The 19,904-nt window shown below is 65.1% G+C and carries 19 protein-coding genes; 9 read left to right on the top strand and 10 right to left on the bottom strand.

Annotated elements, in window-relative coordinates:
- Positions 1 to 67 precede the first annotated feature (67 nt).
- A complete protein-coding gene (locus HMPREF2526_RS03855; protein ID WP_046648414.1) occupies positions 68 to 442 on the bottom strand; it encodes a DUF5319 domain-containing protein in 375 nt (124 codons plus the stop codon).
- Between the two features lie 149 nt (positions 443 to 591).
- Between HMPREF2526_RS03855 and guaB the strand changes: the two genes are divergently transcribed.
- Positions 592 to 2,106 carry an IMP dehydrogenase gene (guaB, locus tag HMPREF2526_RS03860; RefSeq protein ID WP_070545943.1) on the top strand — a complete coding sequence of 505 codons (1,515 nt, stop codon included), beginning with the start codon at positions 592 to 594 and terminating at the stop codon, positions 2,104 to 2,106.
- A 9-nt stretch (positions 2,107 to 2,115) separates the two neighbouring features.
- Positions 2,116 to 3,282, top strand: a complete 1,167-nt coding sequence (locus HMPREF2526_RS03865; RefSeq protein ID WP_070545945.1) for a GuaB3 family IMP dehydrogenase-related protein — start codon at positions 2,116 to 2,118, stop codon at positions 3,280 to 3,282.
- Between the two features lie 62 nt (positions 3,283 to 3,344).
- Here HMPREF2526_RS03865 and HMPREF2526_RS03870 read toward each other — a convergent pair whose 3' ends face one another.
- Positions 3,345 to 4,328: an EamA family transporter gene (locus HMPREF2526_RS03870; RefSeq protein WP_049157046.1), complete on the bottom strand. Its 984-nt coding sequence runs from the start codon at positions 4,326 to 4,328 to the stop codon at positions 3,345 to 3,347.
- 74 nt (positions 4,329 to 4,402) lie between these two features.
- On the opposite strand from HMPREF2526_RS03870, the gene HMPREF2526_RS03875 reads away from it, so the two are divergent.
- Both HMPREF2526_RS03875 and guaA read left to right on the top strand, forming a co-directional pair.
- Entirely contained in the window at positions 4,403 to 5,329 is a 927-nt protein-coding gene (locus tag HMPREF2526_RS03875) for a LysR family transcriptional regulator (protein WP_070545947.1), read from the top strand.
- Positions 5,330 to 5,353: 24 nt separating this feature from the next.
- Positions 5,354 to 6,922 (top strand): glutamine-hydrolyzing GMP synthase, encoded by a 1,569-nt coding sequence (guaA, locus tag HMPREF2526_RS03880; RefSeq protein ID WP_010189455.1) that lies wholly within the window; start codon positions 5,354 to 5,356, stop codon positions 6,920 to 6,922.
- A 522-nt stretch (positions 6,923 to 7,444) separates the two neighbouring features.
- On the opposite strand, the gene HMPREF2526_RS03885 is transcribed toward guaA, so the two are convergent.
- Genes HMPREF2526_RS03885 through HMPREF2526_RS03895 form a run of 3 tightly spaced genes read right to left on the bottom strand, consistent with a single transcriptional unit; the run spans position 7,445 to position 10,764 of the window.
- Positions 7,445 to 8,614: an HNH endonuclease signature motif containing protein gene (locus HMPREF2526_RS03885; protein WP_070545949.1), complete on the bottom strand. Its 1,170-nt coding sequence runs from the start codon at positions 8,612 to 8,614 to the stop codon at positions 7,445 to 7,447.
- Between the two features lie 33 nt (positions 8,615 to 8,647).
- Positions 8,648 to 9,697: a threonine aldolase family protein gene (locus HMPREF2526_RS03890; protein WP_070545951.1), complete on the bottom strand. Its 1,050-nt coding sequence runs from the start codon at positions 9,695 to 9,697 to the stop codon at positions 8,648 to 8,650.
- An 11-nt stretch (positions 9,698 to 9,708) separates the two neighbouring features.
- Positions 9,709 to 10,764, bottom strand: a complete 1,056-nt coding sequence (locus tag HMPREF2526_RS03895; RefSeq protein ID WP_070545953.1) for a PspC domain-containing protein — start codon at positions 10,762 to 10,764, stop codon at positions 9,709 to 9,711.
- A 113-nt stretch (positions 10,765 to 10,877) separates the two neighbouring features.
- Here HMPREF2526_RS03895 and HMPREF2526_RS03900 point away from each other — a divergent pair, with 113 nt between their 5' ends.
- Together HMPREF2526_RS03900 and HMPREF2526_RS03905 are read left to right on the top strand one after the other, a co-directional pair.
- A complete protein-coding gene (locus tag HMPREF2526_RS03900; RefSeq protein ID WP_210384387.1) occupies positions 10,878 to 12,026 on the top strand; it encodes an ATP-binding protein in 1,149 nt (382 codons plus the stop codon).
- A 2-nt stretch (positions 12,027 to 12,028) separates the two neighbouring features.
- The gene (locus tag HMPREF2526_RS03905) at positions 12,029 to 12,682 is read left to right on the top strand and encodes a response regulator (RefSeq protein ID WP_070545957.1); all 654 of its coding nucleotides are present in this window, start codon (positions 12,029 to 12,031) and stop codon (positions 12,680 to 12,682) included.
- A 25-nt stretch (positions 12,683 to 12,707) separates the two neighbouring features.
- Here HMPREF2526_RS03905 and HMPREF2526_RS03910 read toward each other — a convergent pair whose 3' ends face one another.
- Entirely contained in the window at positions 12,708 to 13,118 is a 411-nt protein-coding gene (locus tag HMPREF2526_RS03910) for a hypothetical protein (protein WP_070545959.1), read from the bottom strand.
- A gap of 59 nt (positions 13,119 to 13,177) precedes the next feature.
- On the opposite strand from HMPREF2526_RS03910, the gene HMPREF2526_RS03915 reads away from it, so the two are divergent.
- Positions 13,178 to 13,861 (top strand): hypothetical protein, encoded by a 684-nt coding sequence (locus HMPREF2526_RS03915; RefSeq protein ID WP_070545961.1) that lies wholly within the window; start codon positions 13,178 to 13,180, stop codon positions 13,859 to 13,861.
- Positions 13,858 to 15,402 carry a DNA polymerase Y family protein gene (locus HMPREF2526_RS03920; RefSeq protein ID WP_070545963.1) on the top strand — a complete coding sequence of 515 codons (1,545 nt, stop codon included), beginning with the start codon at positions 13,858 to 13,860 and terminating at the stop codon, positions 15,400 to 15,402. The genes HMPREF2526_RS03915 and HMPREF2526_RS03920 overlap by 4 nt, the downstream gene beginning before the upstream one ends.
- A 5-nt stretch (positions 15,403 to 15,407) precedes the next feature.
- On the opposite strand, the gene HMPREF2526_RS03925 is transcribed toward HMPREF2526_RS03920, so the two are convergent.
- Positions 15,408 to 16,061 (bottom strand): AMIN-like domain-containing (lipo)protein, encoded by a 654-nt coding sequence (locus tag HMPREF2526_RS03925; protein ID WP_083295510.1) that lies wholly within the window; start codon positions 16,059 to 16,061, stop codon positions 15,408 to 15,410.
- 98 nt (positions 16,062 to 16,159) lie between these two features.
- On the opposite strand from HMPREF2526_RS03925, the gene HMPREF2526_RS03930 reads away from it, so the two are divergent.
- Entirely contained in the window at positions 16,160 to 17,053 is an 894-nt protein-coding gene (locus HMPREF2526_RS03930) for a sucrase ferredoxin (protein ID WP_070545968.1), read from the top strand.
- Here the strand turns inward: HMPREF2526_RS03930 and HMPREF2526_RS03935 are convergent.
- The 3 genes from HMPREF2526_RS03935 to HMPREF2526_RS03945 are packed head-to-tail and all read right to left on the bottom strand — an operon-like array spanning position 17,050 to position 19,773.
- Entirely contained in the window at positions 17,050 to 17,730 is a 681-nt protein-coding gene (locus HMPREF2526_RS03935) for a methionine ABC transporter permease (protein WP_046648398.1), read from the bottom strand. The two genes, HMPREF2526_RS03930 and HMPREF2526_RS03935, sit on opposite strands and share 4 nt — an antisense overlap.
- Entirely contained in the window at positions 17,727 to 18,866 is a 1,140-nt protein-coding gene (locus HMPREF2526_RS03940; RefSeq protein ID WP_371326140.1) for a methionine ABC transporter ATP-binding protein, read from the bottom strand. Before HMPREF2526_RS03940 ends, HMPREF2526_RS03935 begins: the two co-directional genes overlap by 4 nt.
- Positions 18,867 to 18,882: 16 nt before the next feature.
- Positions 18,883 to 19,773 (bottom strand): MetQ/NlpA family ABC transporter substrate-binding protein, encoded by an 891-nt coding sequence (locus HMPREF2526_RS03945; RefSeq protein ID WP_070545972.1) that lies wholly within the window; start codon positions 19,771 to 19,773, stop codon positions 18,883 to 18,885.
- Positions 19,774 to 19,904 lie beyond the last annotated feature (131 nt).

The raw sequence follows: 19,904 nt of genomic DNA on the forward strand, positions 1-19,904 counted from the left end.
CACAGCGGGGAGGAGAGGTTCTTTCGTTGTATAAGGCGCGGTACTTAATCCGCGCCAACCGCGCGCGTTAGTAGCGCGAATCCATGCCATCGAGGTAGCCCACCGCATAATCCCACGGGACATAGCGCATGGGGTCCGGCTCCGCGCCCGGCTCGTGGACGGGGGCGAGCTGGCCTGCCAGCGTGGCCTGCATGTTGGAGGCCATGATGTCCCACTCGTAGAAGTGGTTCTCCTCGCAGTCCTCGCAGAAAAAGAAGATGCCGTCGATGCCGCGCGGGCTGAGAACGCGCGCGAACTCTTGGACCATGGCCAGATCGTGGATGACGGCGAGGCGGTCCTCCTCGGACAGCGGCTCGACGTGGTCCTCCTCCTCGAGGAAGGAAGCTGGGTCGTTGGGATCGTCCGCGAAAGGATCGCGGGGCATGTTGGCGAAAAAGTTCACGTCTGCGAGCCTATTGACTCCGTGCGCGCATAGCAATTCTCTCTCGACACCGATTCGTCCACCCACGGCTACCACTACGGGGCGTCCACGCACTACAGTGAGGGCTACCGCATAAAACTATCTGGTCAGTTTAGGAGAGCCCCACCCTCATGAGCCACGTCCACACCGGCGGAGACAACCCCGACAAGATTGCACTCTACGGCCTTACTTTTGATGATGTCCTGCTGTTGCCGGCAGAATCCAACGTCGTTCCCTCCGAGGTGGATACCTCGGCGCAGTTCACCCGCAACATTCGCCTCGGCGTGCCGCTGGCATCCGCCGCGATGGACACCGTGACCGAGGCCCGCATGGCCATCGGTATGGCCCGTCAGGGCGGCATTGGCGTCCTGCACCGCAACCTCTCTGCTGAGGATCAGGCGCAGCAGGTGGAAATTGTGAAGCGCTCCGAGTCCGGCATGGTGACCGACCCGGTCACCGCCACCCCGGACATGACTATCGACGAGGTGGACACGCTGTGCGCGCGGTTCCGGATTTCGGGCCTGCCGGTCGTCGATAAGCAGGGCACCCTCGTGGGTATCTGCACCAACCGTGACATGCGCTTCGAGCCGGATTTCTCCCGCAAGGTCTCCGAGATTATGACCCCGATGCCGCTGGTTGTGGCCAAGGAAGGCGTCAGCAAGGAGGAGGCGCTGGCGCTGCTGTCCGCCAACAAGGTGGAGAAGCTGCCCATCGTCAACGATGAGAACAAGCTCGTCGGCCTCATCACCGTCAAGGACTTTGTCAAGACTGAACAGTTCCCCAACGCCTCCAAGGATTCTTCCGGGCGCCTGCTCGTGGCCGCCGGCATTGGCACCGGTGAGGAGTCCTACCAGCGCGCAGGCCAGCTTGTCGACGCCGGCGTAGACGTCCTCGTCGTCGACTCCGCCCACGCCCACAACAACCGCGTGCTGGAGATGGTCTCCCGCGTGCAGAAGGACTTCGGCGACCGCATTGACGTCATCGGCGGCAACCTGGCCACCCGTGAAGCAGCCCGCGACATGATTGAGGCTGGCGCCGACGCCATCAAGGTCGGCATCGGACCGGGCTCCATTTGCACCACGCGCGTCGTGGCGGGCGTCGGTGCCCCGCAGATCACCGCCATCATGGAGGCCGCCGCCGTGGCAGGCCCGGCAGGTGTGCCGGTTATCGGCGATGGCGGTATGCAGTACTCCGGTGACGTCGCCAAGGCCTTGGCAGCCGGCGCCGATGCCGTCATGCTGGGCTCCATGCTGGCCGGCACCACGGAGGCGCCGGGTGACATCGTCGTGGTCCAGGGCAAGCAGTACAAGCGTTACCGTGGAATGGGCTCCATGGGTGCCATGCAGGGCCGCGGCCTGACGGGTGAGAAGCGCTCCTACTCCAAGGACCGTTACTTCCAGGCCGACGTCAAGAGCGAGGACAAGCTAGTGCCGGAGGGCGTCGAGGGACGCGTGCCATTCCGCGGTGATATCGATGCCATCGTTCACCAGATCGTGGGCGGCCTGCGCGCTTCCATGGGCTACACCGGCTCCGCTAACCTGGCTGAGCTCAAGACCAAGCAGTTTGTCCAGATCACTGCTGCGGGGCTCAAGGAGTCTCACCCGCACCACCTCCAGCAGATCGTCGAAGCTCCGAACTACCGCTAAGGACTAAGAATGCGCGATTACGTAGAAATCGGCGTGGGCCGCGAGGCCCGCCGCACCTATGACTTGAACCAGATTTCCCTGGTGCCGACTCGCCGCACCCGTTCCTCCAAGGACGTGGACACCTCATGGCACATCGATGCCTACACCTTCGACGTTCCGTTCGTTTCGGCGCCGACTGATGCGCTGGCCACACCCGAATTTGTCATCGAGATGGGCAAGCAGGGCGGCTTGGGTGTTATTAACGCCGAAGGCCTGTGGGGCCGTCACGAGGATTTGGAAGGCGCGATTGCCCGCGTGACGGAGAACTTCGGCGACCTGTCCACGCTGCAGGAGCTGCACGCAGCACCCCTGAATGAGGAGTTGCTGGCAGAGCGCATCGCGCAGGTGCGCGATTCCGGCGTGACCGTGGCCGTGCGCGTCTCCCCGCAGCACGCCCGCGAGCTGGCGCCCGTGGTTATTAAGGCCGGCGCGGAGTTGCTGTTCATCCACGGCACTTTGATTTCCGCCGAGCACGTGCAGACTGGCGGCGAGCCGCTCAACTTGAAGGAGTTCATCGGCTCGCTGGATACCCCGGTGGTGGCCGGTGGCGTGGCGGATTACACCACGGCGCTGCACCTCATGCGCGCGGGCGCTGCGGGCATCATCGTCGGCGCCGGTGTGAACACCAACCCGGAGACCGTAGGTATTGATATCCCCATGGCGACGACCATCGCGGATGTTGCGGCCGCACGCCGCGACTACCTGGATGAGACTGGGGGCCGCTACGTGCACGTGCTTGCCGACGGCGACATCTTCACCTCCGCCGACATCGCCAAGGCCATTGCCTGTGGCGCCGATGGTGTCGTTCTAGGGCCAGTCCTGGCCCGCGCGGCGGAGGCCGGCGGCAAGGGCTGGTACTGGCCGTCCACGGCCGGCCACCCGCGTTTCCCGCGCGGCCTCATCGAGCCGATTGGCGTGGCCGATGCCCTCCTGGGCACCGGCACTTCTGGCGCCGATGCTTTTGACGCCGCCGAGGATGCCTCAGCGGGTGCGCCGTCGTTGGAGGTTGTGCTCCATGGCCCGTCCAACGAGCCGCTGGGTGAGCTCAACCTGGTTGGCGGGCTGAAGCGCGCCATGGCAAAGTGCGGCTACACGGATCTGAAGTCCTTCCAGAAGGTTGGGCTAGCCGTTCGCTAGTCCTGCAGGCGCAGCTTCCCCCGTTGGGGCGCTGCGCCGCTCAGCCTGGCTCGGGACGGAGTTTACTTCGCTGCCTCGGCGTCCTTTGTGCTGAGCACTGGACTCACTGCTGGATCAGAGCTGCGATTGCGTGGCTTGTGAAACCACAGCAGCCGGGGCTTCTTCAGGCGGCGTGGGCGCAGTGCCACCTTGCGGAAAACCACGCGCCCGCGCGCCGGCGCCATGGTTTGGAGCACCGAGGCCACCACCACCAGCCCGATAGCTGCCAGCTTGAGCTGAGACACGTTCTGGGAGAGCAGGATCCAGCCAAAGAGCGCGGCGAAAACGGGCTCCAAAGCGATCAAGATGGAAAAGACGTTGGGGGCAAGCCTGCGTAGCGCCAGGAACTCCAACGAGTAGGGGATGAGCGAGGCCAGCACGCCCGTGCCCAGGGCAAACAGCAATAGGGTGGGGTCGCTGGCCAACGCCACCGCCCCGCGCCCACCCACTGGCAGGAGCACGAGGCCGCCGATGAGGAAAGCCATAGCCAAGCCGTCTGCACCGCTAAAGAGCGCGCCGGCCTTCTTGCTGGCCAAGATATAAGCAGCCCACATCGCGCCGGCGCACAGCAGGAAGAACACACCTCGCAGGTCGAGGGGGTCTCCGTTGAAGGAATCCAGGCCCATCAGACCCATGCCGAGAAGGGCGAGGGCGACGCAGGTGGCGTCGCGAAGCGAGCGGGAGAGACACGCCGCCAGCAGCAGCGGGCCGAGGAACTCGATGGTCACGGCAGGCCCCAGCGCAACCAGCTCGATGCCGGAATAGAAGAAGCCATTCATCAGGCCCAGAGTGAGGCCGAAAATGGTGGCAGAGATCCATTTCTCGCGGCTCCATGTGCGCACGCGCGGTCGCGCAATGGCGAGCAGAATCACGGCGGCGAAAAGCAAACGCAGCGAGGCGGTGCCCCAGGGCCCGCCGGTGGGGAAAATTTGGATGGCGAGGCTGGCTCCGAGCTGGAGGGAAATGCACGAGCCAATGACGCATAGAACGGCAAACGGGTTGGTCATGCAGACCATTGTGGGGTGGGAAGAACTGTTAGTCTATCTACAGTTTTTAACACGTACCTGTTAGGGATTCTGTCATGTTGGATCTGCATCGTCTGCGCATTCTCTACGAGCTGCAACGCCTCGGCACCGTCACCGCGGTGGCGGAATCGCTGCGCTATACGCACTCGGCTATCTCCCAACAACTGGCGCAGTGTGAAAAGGATGTAGGCGTGGCGCTGTATGAAAAGGTCGGCCGGCGCGTGCGTTTGACGGAGCAGGGGGAAATCCTTGCGTCTTATGCTGAGCGGATGCTCGCGTTGGCGGATGAGGCGGAGTCGCAGGTCATCGCATCAACCAATGCGGTGCGTGGCACGATTAAGGTCACGACGTTTCAAACCATCATGTCCTCGCTGGTCCCGCGGGCGCTCACGGAGCTGGCCAGGGAGTACCCGGACCTGCGCGTGCAGATCATCCAGCGCGAAGCCGATGGCGCGATGGAGCTGCTGGAGCGCCGGGAGGTGGACCTCATCCTGGGTGAGGAGTACGAGTCGGACATGCCCGCCACGGATGAGCACACCCATCGGGAGCTGCTTCTCGACGACCCCCTCCGCCTCATCACCCCACTCACCGGCCCCTGGAGCGAGTTGCGATTGGAGGATTTTGCAGCGTTCGATGACGAAATCCCTTTTGCCATGGACCCGGAGGAGTTTTTGTTGGGGAGGTTCGTCCACCGGCTGTGCCGCAGGCATGGGTTTAACCCCAGTGTGCTCTATGAAACCCCGGACCCGTTCCTGCACGCGCACCTGGTGCGTACGGGCCACGCGGTGGCGGTGATCTCGGACCTTTTTCTCGAAGAGATCGAAGGCGTGCGTGTGGTTGCCTTGCCTGGTAATCCCACCCGCACGCTCTACACCGCGGTTCGCGCTGGGCGCGAGGGACACCCTGCGCTGCGGGCGTTTCGGGCGGCGTTGAGCAAGGCAGCTGCCACCGCGAAAGATTATGGGCCACTCCCTGCGGTCTAGGGTGCGGGTTCTTGCGTTAAACTGATGACCGTGACTAACCCAAATACAACCCCGCGTCCTGTCCTCGTGGTGGACTTTGGCGCCCAGTACGCGCAGCTCATCGCCCGGCGCGTGCGTGAGGCCAACATCTACTCCGAGGTTGTCCCCAATTCCGCCTCCGTGGAGGACATCAAGGCCAAGAACCCGGCCGCGCTGATCCTTTCCGGTGGCCCGTCTTCCGTATACGCGGACGGCGCCCCTGCGCTGAAGCCGGAGCTGCTCGAGCTCGGCATCCCGGTCTTTGGTATCTGCTACGGCTTCCAGTCCATGACCCAAGCCCTGGGCGGCACCGTGGCCTCCACTGGTGCCCGCGAGTACGGCCGCACGGACATGACCGTGTCCGGCGGCGTGCTGCACAAGGGCCTGGAGGACACCCACAAGGTGTGGATGTCGCACGGCGATTCGGTCTCTGAAGCCCCGGAGGGCTTTGAGGTCACCGCCTCTTCCGAGGGCGCTCCCGTGGCCGCCTTCGAGTGCCTGTCCAAGAAGATGGCCGGCGTGCAGTACCACCCGGAAGTTCTCCACTCGCCGCACGGCCAAGAGGTGCTCACGCGCTTCCTGACTGAGGTCGCAGGCCTGGAGCAGAATTGGACCGCAGAGAACATCGCGGAGCAGCTCATTAACGATGTGCGCGAGCAGATCGGCGAGGAAGGCCGCGCAATCTGCGGCCTGTCCGGTGGCGTGGATTCCGCCGTGGCCGCAGCCCTCGTGCAGCGCGCAATCGGTGACCGTTTGACCTGTGTCTTCGTCGACCACGGTCTGCTGCGCGCGGGTGAGCGTGAGCAGGTGGAGAAGGACTTCGTGGCGTCGACTGGCGCGAAGCTCATCACCGCTGATGAGCGCGAGGCCTTCCTCAACAAGCTGGCCGGTGTGACCGAGCCGGAGGCCAAGCGCAAGGCCATCGGTGCGGAGTTCATCCGTTCCTTCGAGCGCGCCGTCGACCAGGCTCTGGACGGCCAGGATGCTGCGTTCCTGGTGCAGGGCACGCTGTACCCGGACGTCGTGGAGTCCGGTGGCGGTGACGGTACCGCGAACATTAAGTCCCACCACAACGTGGGCGGCCTGCCTGACGACGTCGAGTTCGAGCTCGTCGAGCCACTGCGTCTGCTCTTCAAGGATGAGGTGCGCGCGGTTGGCCGCGAGCTGGGCCTGCCGGAGGAAATCGTGGCGCGCCAGCCCTTCCCGGGCCCGGGCCTGGGTATCCGCATCATCGGTGAGGTCACCGAGGAGCGCCTCGAGACGCTGCGTCAGGCGGACCTCATCGCGCGTACCGAGCTGACCAACGCTGGTCTGGACGGCGAGATTTGGCAGTGCCCGGTGGTGCTGCTTGCCGACGTCCGTTCCGTCGGCGTCCAGGGCGACGGCCGCACCTATGGCCACCCGATCGTCCTGCGCCCGGTCTCCTCCGAGGACGCCATGACCGCAGACTGGACCCGCCTGCCGTACGACGTGCTGGAGAAGATCTCCACCCGCATCACCAACGAGGTCAAGGAAGTCAACCGCGTGGTGCTCGACGTAACCTCGAAGCCGCCGGGAACCATCGAGTGGGAGTAAGCGCAGCCGAAAGACACTAGGACACGCACTGTAGTAGTGCAGTGGAGTATCTCAGTGAGATAGCTCGGTGGTAGAAAGCGGGCAGCGAAGCAAACTCCCAGACGCTGTGTAGCGCGGCCGCGTTCCCCGTTTTCGATCCCCGGCACTCAGCTCCGCGGAATGGGGGCAGATGGCGCGGTGCCAGGCTCCTGCGTACCCTCCAGGGGGTGGTCGCGACAGGCGCCAGTCTGGATGGCGTTAGCGTGCCCGTTGCCAGTATCGACGGCGTTAGTACGCACGGCACAAGGACGCATACCTCTATATCGCGCGCGCGAGTAGCCGCACGCCGAGCAAATTTTCTCAGCGAGCGGCTGGTTAAAGCGGCTGTGTGCCGTAGGGTGTCTCCGGCTGGTGGGGCTGCGGAGCGGCAGCCTGCGACCGGTTGGTTCGGCGGAGCGGTGACCCGCGAGCCGCTGAACCATTGAGCCGGCGGGGTGGCGCTTCCACCGTGAGATCAGGGCGAAGTCTACGGACTAAAAGCACTCATGAACTCGGTGGCGGGTCCGGAGGTTCGCCGGAGTTATGCGGTGGCGCGCCGGAGACAGGGGCTGGTGTCCCACGCGGCGTGGTGCGTGGGTCGGGCGGGCCGGATGCCGGCGGATCCGTGGATGCGCGAGCTGGCCCCGGAGCGGAGCGCGGCGGGTGGGCCGGGCTTTCAATGGGAATCGGCGGCCCCGCCCACGGCGGCAGGTAGTGCACGCGGCCATCGATGCGGTCGAGGCGCCCGCGGCCGGTGGGCTTTTCTGGATCATCGTCATTGACCGCATTGTGGTATGCACACAGCGGCACCAAGTTGGCCATGTTTGTCGGCCCGCCGTCCTGGAAACGGGTGAGGTGGTGGATCTGGGAGTCGTCGGCAGGCGCGTTGCAACCCGGCCACGCGCACGTCGGGTGCTCCGCTGACAGCGCGAGGCGCTGCTTGGTGTTGGCGAAACGGCTCGCCATGTACAGGTTCACGGGGCCGTGGTGGGGATGGACGAGGGTGATGAGGCCGACGTCGGCAAGCTTTTCGCGCACGAACTCCGCACCCGTCATCGTGGCCCCATTGGTCAGCTGTAGTTCAATCTCTTCGCCATCACCGTCGACTATGCGGTCGAGTTCATCCAATCGCACGATGACGTTGGACTGCAGCTTCTGGCCGGAGCCACCCCCGCCGCGGAACACGGTATGCGCCGCGGTGAGCAAGTCCTTGTCAGTGGTCTTAAGCACGGCCAGCAGCTTAGAAATATTGAGCGAGGAATCCGTAATGCTCAGCGTGTGGTTGCGGCCCGCGCGCCGCGTCACTCGCACGCCTGGGGCGGGGTCCTTGGGCGGGCGCCATTCTTTGAGCTTTGCCTTCGCCACCATGGGGATTTTCTCCCGCGGGGTGGCAGCTAGTAGCTGGCGCAGCTCCCAGGCCCTGCGGGCTTTGAGCTTGGAACAATAGCGCTCGATATCGAGGAGCGTGAACACGTCGTGGCCCGTGCGGCGGGCCTTGCGCTGCCGGGAGCGGAACATCGTGTCCCCGAAATACACCGCGTGCAGCCCTAGGAGCTTCTCCGCGAAATCCGGCCGCGCACCCATCTCAACCAGCTGAGCGCGTGTGACACCGGCGCATTGCTCGACCACGTCGAGCCCGCGCGCTAGTGCTTGAATGTAACCCCCCAGTTGCATAGCCCACAGCCTAAACCAGGCCGGGGAACCTCGCTACTTGAGCGCAGAAATCGCAGCGCAGAGCTTATCGACGTCCCTCTCTTCCGTCGACCACGCCGTACAGAATCGCACCACGCGCAGGCCTTCGTGTTCTTCGAAGAACTGGCACACGAAGTCTTGCGAGAGCTTCTCTTCCTGCTCGCGGGTCAACAGCGCGAATTGCTGGTTGGTGGGGGAGTCAAAGAGCATGTCGATGCCTGCGGCACGAAATGCCTCGGCGATGCGCTGGGCTTGGGCATTGGCGCGGGCGCAGATCTGCTCGTAGAGGGTCGTTGCTGCGTCGGCGGAGGCAGTAGGAGGGGCGCTGAAGAGGGCGGCGAATTGCGCGCCGAGCAACCAGCCCTTGGCTAGCAGGCCGCCGTTTTGCTTCATCGCATTGCGAAAGCGCGGCGCGCCCGCGGGGAAGACGATGGCCTCGCCGAAGAGGGCACCGCATTTGGTGCCGCCGATGGTGAAGACGTCGACAAGCGTGGCCAGGTCCGGCAGGGTGATATCCGCAGCGGACAGGCCGTAGCCGAGGCGGGCGCCGTCGACAAACAGGCCCAGATCGTACTCGTCGCAGACCTCGCGCAGGGCCACGAGTTCGGCGCGGGAGTAGGCGGTGCCGAACTCGGTGGGCTGCGTGATGTAGACCAGTGCGGGCTCCGGCATGTGCTCTTCCACCCCGGAGGCGCGGTACTCATCCATGCAGGCGCGAACCTGCGCGGCGGTGATTTTTCCCAGCTGGTTCGGCAACGTGATGACCTTGTGCCCGGTGTGCTCGATGGCGCCCGTCTCATGGGTGGCGATGTGCCCGCTATCCGCCGCGATGACACCCTCCCAGGGGCGCAGGCGGTGGGCGATGATGGTGGCGTTGGCCTGCGTGCCACCGACCATGAAATGCACCTCAGCGTTCGACGCCTGGCAGGCAGTGCGGATGCGCTCAGCGGCCGTGGCGCACAGCTCGTCGGCGCCATAGCCGGCATAAGCCCCACCCGCCCCCGCGATGGCATCAAGGACGCGGGGGTGGGCTAAACGGTGGTAATCGTTGCCGAAGTGAATCATGGTGGGCCAGTTTAGCCGGTGACGGTGAGCTCGCCGATGCCTTGGTCGATGCGGATATCTAGCAGCGCATCATCGTCATGGCGGTTGGTGCAGTTGCTTTCTCCTAAGCCGCTGTCACAGGTGAGTGATACAGGGACGTCCTTCGGGAGGATGACCTCGACGCTGCCGATGCCGACGTCGATGGTGACATCGTGCTTTTCCTTGAGGTCTTCGATTTGGCTCAAATCCACCGTTGAGGTGCCAATACCTAGGTCATAGTATTCCTGGAGCTCATCTTCATGGGTGGGCGCGATGTGCTGAGAACCGACATTGAAGCGGGCGCTGAAGCCGGATTCTTCGTCGGCCTCGATGACGAAGGTGACTCCAAAGAAGGCAATCGCCAGGGCAGCCCCCACAGCGCCGAGAGCAATCGCGGCCTCAGCCCACTGCGAACCGCGCTTCTTTTTCGGTTCTTCCCGCGGGCCCGGCTCCGGCAGGTCCCAGGCATCGGGCACCACGCCGAGTGGATCCCAGGACGGCGGGGTCGTACGCCCCGGTGGGAAGGGGTGGCCGTCTGCTGGGGTATAAGGGTTGAGGTTGACCGGTTCCTCGCGCACCGGCTGTTCGGCGGCCAACAGCCCGCTGGGCGGTAGCGGTTCGCGTTGGTGAAGGGCGTACCACGCCAGCGCCGACAGGCCGAAGGTCAGCGCAGCGGGCGGAAGGCCGGCGAGGAATTGTCCGCTGAGGAACAGCGGGCCGGAGCCAAACGTCAGAAGGACGCCGATAATCAGCACCCAGCCGAGCTCTTGTTCCTCCTTGACGCCATCCTTGCCCATGGCCGCATCGAGCGGGCAGTAGGGCGAACCGAAGCGCGGCATGAGCGCCCACGCGAGGAGGTAGGCGGCGATGCCGCCGCCGAAGGCGAGTGCTGCGACCACGAAGGCCACGCGCACAATCGTGGGGTCAAGCTGGTAGCGCACCGCGATGCCTTCGCAGACACCAGCGATGTGCGCGTCACCGCCCTGTTTCTTGGGAAGGCGGACGGGGCGGGTCGTCCACATCTGGTTGAGTGTGCTGTTCTTCGTCATGCTTTTATGGTGCCGCGTGGGGCCTCGCGGCGGTATCGGTAATCGCCCTGATTTTTTGACCTCAGGGTTGTCCCTGATGTGCCCGAGGGGTGGCGCGTGGGACTATGGCTAGTATGACTTCGCCCTATGTGCCCGCAGAAAACGCGGCGCCCTATCCCGTGATGTCGCGTCCCCAATCTGGCCGCGTGGTCGCCGGCGTGGCGGCGGGGCTGGCGCAGAATCTGGGGGTTTCGGCGCTCTCCGTGCGCATCGCCTTGACCGCGTTGACCCTGCTGGGTGGGGTGGGGGCGATGGCCTATGCCGGGCTGTGGATTTTCACGCCCGCGCTTGACGACGCCCCCTCCACCCGCCGCAGCCCCCTCTCCCTCGTGCTGGTGTTCCTGGCGCTGGCGGGTAGTGCGGTGGGTGTGTTGGGGGTTTCGGGGGCGTCGCTAAGCGTGGCGGTGCCATTGGCGGTGGTGGCCATCGGCGCGGTGCTGGCGTGGTTGGCGTATGACCGCGGGCTGAACACGCCGGTGGGCCTGGTTGCTGTGGCGGCCGGTGCCGTCCTGGTCATCGGTGGCGTCGTGGTGGCGGCGGTGACGTGGGAGAGCGGATCGGGTTCGGCGATCCTGGCCACGGCGCTGACGCTGGTGGGCTTTGGCGCGCTGGTGGTGCCGCTGGTGCTGAAGCTCTGGCGCTCGCTATCTCAGGAACAGGCGGCGAAGGCGGTTTCGGAGGAGCGCGCCGAGATTGCCGCCCGCCTGCACGATTCGGTGCTGCAGACGCTGGCGCTGATTCAGAAGCGGGCGGGGGATTCGCGCGAGGTGACGCGTTTGGCGCGCGCCCAAGAACGCGAGCTGCGCGCCTGGCTTTTCGATGCCCCCTCCGCCGCCCCCACCACCTGTTTCGGTGCCCTCGAATCGGCGTGCGGGGAGGTGGAAGATCTCTTCGACATGCGGGTATCTGCTGTGACGGTGGGTGAGGACATGGAGCTGACGGAGTCCGCGAAGCTGCTTATCCAGGCCGCGCGTGAGGCCATGGTGAATGCCGGCAAGCATGCGGGTGTGGACGCGGTGGATGTTTATGCGGAGTTGTTGGCGGGCGAGCTGAGTATCTTTGTGCGCGACCGCGGGGTGGGTTTCGACGTGGAGGATATTCCCGCTGATAGGCACGGGATTCGTGACAGTATTCGCGCGCGCGTAGAAGGATCTGGTGGGCGCGTGCGGATTTCCTCGACCCCGGGGGAGGGCACCGAGGTGGAGCTCGCGGTAGCGTTATGAGCATGGTGAAGGTCTTTTTGGTTGATGATCACTCCGTCTTTCGCGCGGGCGTTCGCGCGGAGCTGGCGGCGTCCTCGGAGATTGAGATCGTGGGCGATGCCGGGACCGTTGCGGAGGCGCTGGAGGGCATTGCGCGTACCTCCCCGGACGTGGTGCTTCTCGACGTCCACATGCCCGACGGCGGTGGCCTCGCCGTTATTAACGCGACGGCTAATCAGCCGGCGCGGCCGGTGTTTTTGGCGCTGAGCGTGTCGGATGCGGCGGAGGACGTGATTGCGCTGATTCGGGCGGGCGCGCGCGGGTATGTGACGAAGAATATTTCCGGCCCGGATCTGGCCGAGGCGGTGGTGCAGGTCAATAGCGGGGATGCGTATTTCTCGCCGCGCCTGGCGGGTTTTGTCCTCGACGCTTTTGCCTCCGGTTCGCCCGCGCCGGAGCCGGAGGAGGGGCAGGACCCAGCGGTGGATGCGCTCACGCGGCGCGAGCTAGAGGTCTTGCGGTTGCTTGCGCGCGGCTACACATACCGCGAGATTGGCAAGCAGCTGTTCATTTCGGTGAAGACGGTGGAAACACACGCCTCCAATATTTTGCGCAAGACCCAGCAGTCCAACCGCCATCAGCTCACGCGCTGGGCCACCTCGCGCGACCTGGCTTAAACAGCCTGGCCTAGGCGGGTTGGGTTTAGGCAGGGGGTGCGTAGGCGAGCTTGCGGGAGCCGTCGACGTGGGGGAAGAGGAGGAAGGCCGCGCCTGAAACGAGTACCCACACCAGTGCGCTGCCCCAGGCAGGCAGCGCGAGGAGTGGGGAGAACATGACCATCAACCACAGCACCATAAGCGGGATGAGCTGTGCCGCGTTGGGCAGCATGGTGACGTTGTGGCGCTGGGCATAATCACGCAGGTCCGCGCGGTAGGGGTGTAGGAGTACGAGCGCGCAGGCCGCGAGGAGGAAGAGCAGGCTGAGCCCCAGCGCGAGACCGAAGTGGATGCGGCTGGTACCCACCGCCACGGCGGCACCAGCCAACAGTGAGGAACCGAGTCGCACCCACAGCGGGGTGGGGATTGGGGTGGTGTGCGCGCGGAGGGGATTCATGGCGCCTAACGCTACCAGCGCAATTGCGCGCGTCCGGAGAGAGGTTCATAATAGGATCCATGAATCAAACAGGTGTTCGTGTGGTGGGCGGATCGCAGGCCGAGCAAATTGCGGTCCTGCGCGCCCAGATTCAACGCCTGGAAACCCCGGATGTTGCTGCGCAGGTGCAGCCGGAGGTGGAGCTTCTCGGCGTCCCCGAAGGGCTATCTGAGCTGCTCCCGGGCGGTGGCCTTCCCCGCAAGCGAGCAACCGTCTGTGCGGAATGTGCCGCTCTCGTGGTGGAGCTGATATCCCATGTTAGCGCGGCGGGCGGACACGTTGCGGTGGTGGGTTGGCCCGATCTCTCACTCGCACAGGTGGTTGAGGATGGAGATATCTCCCGGGTCATCGCGGTGCCCGAACCGGGCGCGGAGCCCTGGGCGGTGACCGGCGTGCTGTGTGAGGGACTGGACCTGGTGGTGCACAAAGGCACAGGCGAGCTGAGCCCCACCCGGGCGCGCCCCGTGCTGGCGAAGGTGCGGGCAGGGCAGGCGGCCCTGCTCACCGTGGGAACCCGGCTGCCAGGAACGGCGATGGAGATAGGTGCGGAGGTCGTTGCGGTACATGGCTTAGGCCGGGGCAGCGGGCGTATTCGGGGAGTTGATATAGGGGTGCGGGTGGCGTCGGCAAGCATGCGCCCGCGCCGTGGAGTGCTCACGTGCGGGCAGCGGCCGGACGCGCGCCCGCACTTGGAGGTCGTGTGAGGGTCGCGGCGCTGTGGTTCCCGGATTGGCCTATCCAGGCGCTGCAGGACGCCGACAGGATGGCGTGCGCTATCGCCGCCCAGCACCGCGTGGCGGTCTGCAACGCAGCAGCGCGCCGGGCGGGGGTGCGCCGCGGGATGCGGGTGCGCCAAGCCCAAGCTCTCCTACCGGAGCTGCGTGTGGAGGAGGTCAACCCGGACCGGGACGGGGTGGTGTTCGCGGAGATTGCCGCGGGGCTGGATGCGGTGGCCTCCTCGGTGGAGGTGCTGCGTCCGGGCCTGGTCATCGTGGACGCGGGCGCGGCCGGGCGTTTCCACGGCAGCGAGGCAAAAGCAGTGGAGATGCTTGTCGACGCCACCGCCAGATCCCACCTCGACGCCACCGTCGGCGTCGCCGATGAGATTGCTACCGCGCTGATTGCCGCGCGCCACCACAACCTGGGCGCGGTAGTCCCGGCAGGCGGCTCGCGCGACTTTCTGGCTCAGCAGCCGGTGGGAGTATTGGCCGCGGAAGTGGCGCTGGGGTGTGCGGCGGACGTGGTGCATGCCTTGGAGCAGCTGGGCGTGCGCACGTTAGGGGAGCTGGCGAGTTTGCCGCTGCGCCAAGTCACCACCCGTTTCGGCGAGGCTGGACGGCGGTGCCACGCGGTGGCCGCGGCCGCACCGGATCGGCGCGTGGCGCCGGAGCTTGCGTGCCCTGACTTAGGCGTGGAGCAGGACTTCGAAGAACCCTTAGAGCGCGTGGACGCTGCGGCCTTCGCCGCGCGCCAGCTCGCGGCGCGCCTGCATGTGGTGCTCGATGAGGCCGGCGTGGTGTGTCTGCGGCTGCGCGTTGCTGCGGAGTTCGAGGGCGGCGAGCGTTTGGAGCGGATCTGGCGTACCCAGGAAGCGCTCAGCGAGGCCGCCACGGCGGACCGCGTGCGCTGGCAGCTCGATGGCTGGCTGAGTGCTGCGTGGGCGGGGAGTGCGCCGGGTGAGGGAGGAGGCGTCGTCAAGCTGGCGTTGGAGCCGGTGGAGGTCGCCCCGCCGGGGGATGGACTCCTGTGGGGCGCAGGCGAATCCGCGGAGCAGGCCAAGCGTGTCATCGCGCGGGTGCAATCCCAGCTGGGGGTGGACCGCGTGCTGCAGCCTCGCCCGGCGGGCGGGCGTGGGGTGGCCGAGCGCATCGAGTACGTCCCCTATGGCGAGCAGCGCGATCCGCAGCCGGAGGGCACCTGGCCGGGGCGCATCCCGGCGCCGCTCCCGGCGAGCCTGGCGCACCCGGCCGCGCGGATTCGGCTTATCGACGTCTCCTCGAAGGAGGTCATCGTCACCGCCGAGGCCCTCCTTTCCGGGGAGCCGGCGGGTCTGGGATGGGGGCGCCACCGCTACCGGGTGACCGGTTGGGCCGGCCCGTGGCCCGTAGACACCGGGTGGTGGGAGGCGGGTGCGGCGCAGCGCTGCGCGCGCCTGCAAGTCGTCGGAGAAAACGAGAAAGGCCAGCGCGCCTGGCTCCTCGTGTGGGCAGGCGGGCGCTGGTCTGTGGAGGCAACCTATGCCTGAACGGCTTAATTCAAGATGTCGATGACCAGGCGCGTCGGCCCCCTGAGCACCTGGACCGAGTACGGGTGGCGTTCATTAAGCCCGATAACGAACTGCGAGCGAGCCTCGAAGGTACCGCCGCTGACTACCTGGGTAACTAGGCCGCCGGCGCCGTTTACGGTGCCGATATTCGGGTCTTCCATATCGAGCTGGAAGGGATAAGCAGTGCCGTCGATGCTGACGTCGAGCGCGGTGGAACCCTTGAAAGGAATCGGGTTGCCGGAGCCCTGCTGGGCGGGGGCATCGGTGTAATCAATGAACCAGCCCGGTGAACCGTTCCCGACGAATTCGAAGACCACGCGGTCAAAACCTTCATGCTTGCCCACGCGGACATCGGTCACCACCAGCTCCGAGGGGGCCGGTGGGCGGAGGGTTTTCATCTCCATGTTGGCGTCGCCCAGCGGGGTCAGCCCAGCCGGTGCGGCGGGGGAGGGGGCAGCAGGAGTGACTGTGGCAGTGGAGGTGGAGGCGCCGGACAAGGTAGCGTCGAGAGTCCTCGTGGGGCCGTCGGTACCGCCGTCCGAGGAGGAAGACGGAGCGCATCCCTGAAGCACGAGCGCACCCGAGACAACGAGTGCGGCCACGGGGGCGGCTGTGCGCAAGAGATTGTGTTTCGGCATAACTCCGAGGGTAGCGGTACCGCGAGACATTCTATGCATTGAAGTAAACATCGTAACCACATTGTTGTGAAAGGAGTGATGCCAGTTAAGATGGCGCCATGACCTTCTGCTCCGATGTCCAGGTCGAGCCCCTGGCTGGTACCGCTAAACAAGAATCTGTTTATGTCCTTTTTGAGTGGCCTACGGCCTGGTCTCGCGACGTGCTGGATGGTCGTACTTTTGGCCCAGGCCTCACCGAGAAGCTCAAGGCCAAGCTCAAAGGCGTGGCGGGCCTGCAGCTCATTCGCCGCCCCGGGCGCGCCGGGCACGAGCGGGGGACGGGGCACTTCCGTTGTTTCGTCGTGTGGGCACGCGAGGGGTTAGTGCAGGATTACGTCCTGAACGGCCCGGAGGACATCCTCGATCTGGATCTGGAGCACCCCACCGGCACGTGCCTGCCGCTGGTGCTCGTGTGCACCCACGCCAAGCGCGATGCCTGCTGCGCAATCAAGGGCCGCCCGCTTGCTGCCTCCCTGGCATGCGAATTTGAGGAGACCGTGTGGGAAACCTCCCACACCAAGGGGCACCGCTTCGCGCCGTCGGTGCTGCTGATGCCGTGGGGCTATTCCTTTGGCCGCCTCAACGTGGAAGCTGGCCGCGAGCTCGTGGGCAAGGCGCTGCACGGCGAGTATTTCTATCCCGCTAACCGCGGTTCCGGCCTCACCACGCCCCAAGGGCAGGTGGCGGAGCTTGCGGTGGCGCGCCAGCTTCTCGACGCCTCCGAGACCCTCCACTACGGCGACCTCACCGTCGACGCGGCGGAAACCCCCGCCGCGAGAAATCGCGTCGTTGTGCGCCACCGCGATGGCCGCGCATGGGACGTAGAACTCGAAGAAAAAGAGGCCTCCGGCGTCGTCTCTTCTTGTGGAGACGAGCCGAAGACCTCTCGTTTCTATGCCGCGCGCCGCGTCCGTATCCTACGCGCCGCGTCGCAGGACGCGGCGCGCGGTTAGCGGCGCATAATCTTGGCCGAGAGCCAGTTGCCAAAGAACTGCGCTGCCTGCACCAGCACGATGATGATAAGCGTAGCCACCACGGTGACCTCCCACTCGAAGGCGCGGTAGCCGTAGACGATGGCGAAGTCACCCAAGCCACCGCCGCCGACGTAGCCGGCCATCGCGGACATGTCGACGATGCCGATGAACAGGAAGGTGTAGCCCAGCACCAGCGGGCCCAGCGCCTCCGGAATGATGACCGTGGTGATGATCTTCCACGGCGAAGCGCCCATCGCGCGGGCTGCTTCAATCACGCCCGGGTCCAGCGCCACGAGATTCTGCTCCACGATGCGCGCCACCGCGAACGTGGCCGCAATAACCATGACGAACGTGGCCGGTTCACGGCCGATAGAGCTGCCCAGCACCGCCACCGTCAGCGGCTGGACAAAGGCCAGCAAGATGATGAAGGGAATCGGGCGAACAAAGTTCACCAGGATGTTGATGATGAAGTAGATGGGCTTGTTCTGCAGGATGCCGCCCGGGCGGGTGGTGTAGAGCAGGATGCCGAGAACCAAGCCGATGATGCCGGCGATCACCAGGGTGGTGGCGACCATGATGAGGGTGTCCTTGACGGCGTCGACAAGCGTGCCGCCCAGTCGATCCCAATTGGCCTGCGCGAGGTAGGTGACGTTCATCGTTGGATCTCCTCAATGTCGGTGGTGCGTTGCATATGTGCGTAGAAGTCTTCGATGGCGGCATCCGGGCCGTTGAGGCGCACGGTGATCTTGCCGAAGGAATGCTTCTGCAGGGTGGTGATGCCGCCGTGGACCACGGCGATGGACACTCCCTCGTCCGCGAGCTTGCCGGCGGCGCCGAAGAAGCCCGACTTTTCCGTCAGGTTGATGGTGAACAAACGTCCTTCGTGGGCCAGCAGGTCATCGGCCTCCACGACGTCCGGGGTGTTGCGCAGCGAGGTGGCCACGAACTTCTCCGCCACCTTGGTTCGGGGATTGGAGAAGACCTCATAGACGCTGCCGGACTCAATGACGCGGCCGTTTTCCATAACGGCCACCTTGTCGGCGATGGAGCGCACGACGTCCATCTCGTGGGTAATGACCACGATGGTGATGCCGAGATCGCGGTTGACCTTGCGCAGCAGGTCGAGCACCTCGTGGGTGGTGGTGGGGTCCAGCGCCGAGGTGGCCTCATCCGCCAGCAGCAGGGAAGGGTTATTAGCCAGGGCTCGGGCGATGCCGACGCGCTGCTTCTGGCCGCCGGAGAGCTGCTCCGGGTAGTTATCGCCCTTGTCCGCCAGGCCGACGAATTCCAGCAGTTCCTGGACGCGCTTTTTACGCTCCTGCTTGTCGACGCCCTGCAGCTTCAGCGGGTACTCAATATTGCCCGCCGCGGTGCGCGAGGACATGAGGTTGAACTGCTGGAAGATCATGCCGATGTTGCGGCGGATGCCGCGCAGCTTGGATTCGGGGAGGGGGACGACATCGGTGCCGTCGAGAAGCAGCTGCCCCGAGGTCGGCTTATCCAGACCGTTGATCATGCGCACCAGCGTGGACTTACCCGCGCCGGAGAAACCGATGATGCCGATGATTTCGCCGGGCTCGACGGTCAGGGAGACATTATCGAGTGCGGTGGTGGTGGTTTTCTTGTTTTTAAAGACTTTGGTGATGTTGCGGAATTCAATCCGGGTGCCCCGGTGGGCGCCTTGTTGTTCAGTCACGTGGGTTTCCTTTGTACGTGTCCGTGTAGTGAGTGAGGAGGGAGTAACGGGCAAAATCCCCCGGGTCACGCAATCAAGCGTGAGCGCGGGGGACATGTGGATTACGCGGGGCTTAGACCTGCTCTTCGAGGCGGTCCAGGATTTCCTGGAGCTCTTCCTGGGAGCGGTCGACGGCCACGGCGGTGTCGCCGGAGGACTTCAGGACGGCCTCGGTGACCTTCGGGTCCTTCCACAGCTTGGCCAGCTCGTGAAGGGCCTCGTTGTCGGCGTCGTCGGCGCGCACGGCCCAGACGTTGATGTAGGGCTCAGCCTCAGTGGAGTCGGGGTCATCCTGAGCGACGGCGGACTTCGGGTCAATGCCGGCGCGCTCGAGGAAGGAGTTGTTGATGACGGCCGGCTTGCCCTCTCCGTAGGCGGCCGGGGTCTGGGCAGCATCTACCGGGGTGACCTTAACCTTGGACTTGTCCTCATCGATGTCTAGCGGGGTGGGGGTCAGCGGGCTGTTCTCCTTGAGAGTGACCAGGCCTTCCTGAACCAGCAGGCCGATGGCGCGGCCCTGGTTAGTGGAGTCGTTCGGGATGGCGACTTCCTGGCCCTCGATGCCAGCGAGATCCTTGTGGTCCTTCCAGTAGATGGCCAGCGGGTAGATCTCGGTGGAGGCCAGCGGGACCAGATCGGTGCCGTTGCCCTTGTTGTACTCAGCCAGGAACTTCAGGTGCTGGAACTTGTTGGTGCTCAGCTGGCCCTGGTCCAGAGCCTGGTTCGGAGTGTTGTAGTCGGCGAAGTTCTCCAGCTTGACGTCGTAGCCGGCTTCCTTGGCCAGGTCCTGGAAGACGGCCCACTCTTCCATGTTGGCGTCAGTGGTGCCGATGGTGATGGTGGAGTCCTTGGTGATGGCCTCGCCGGAATCCTTGGACTCAGCGGAGTCCGAGGAGCAAGCAACCAGGCCGGTTGCGGCGATGACGGCTGCCGAGGTGGCAGCAAGTACGCGACGGATGCTCATGGTGGGTTCCTAGTGTCCCTTCTTGGTTGTGCGGCAAGTCGTGTCACCGCAGGATTTTTGCACTGCACGAAAAACTAGCAACGATTGAACCGCTTTGTCTATTCGGAGAATTGTTCAACGAAAACCTTGAC

It is taken from the genome of Corynebacterium sp. HMSC070E08 (assembly GCF_001808895.1).
Taxonomy (GTDB): domain Bacteria; phylum Actinomycetota; class Actinomycetes; order Mycobacteriales; family Mycobacteriaceae; genus Corynebacterium; species Corynebacterium hiratae.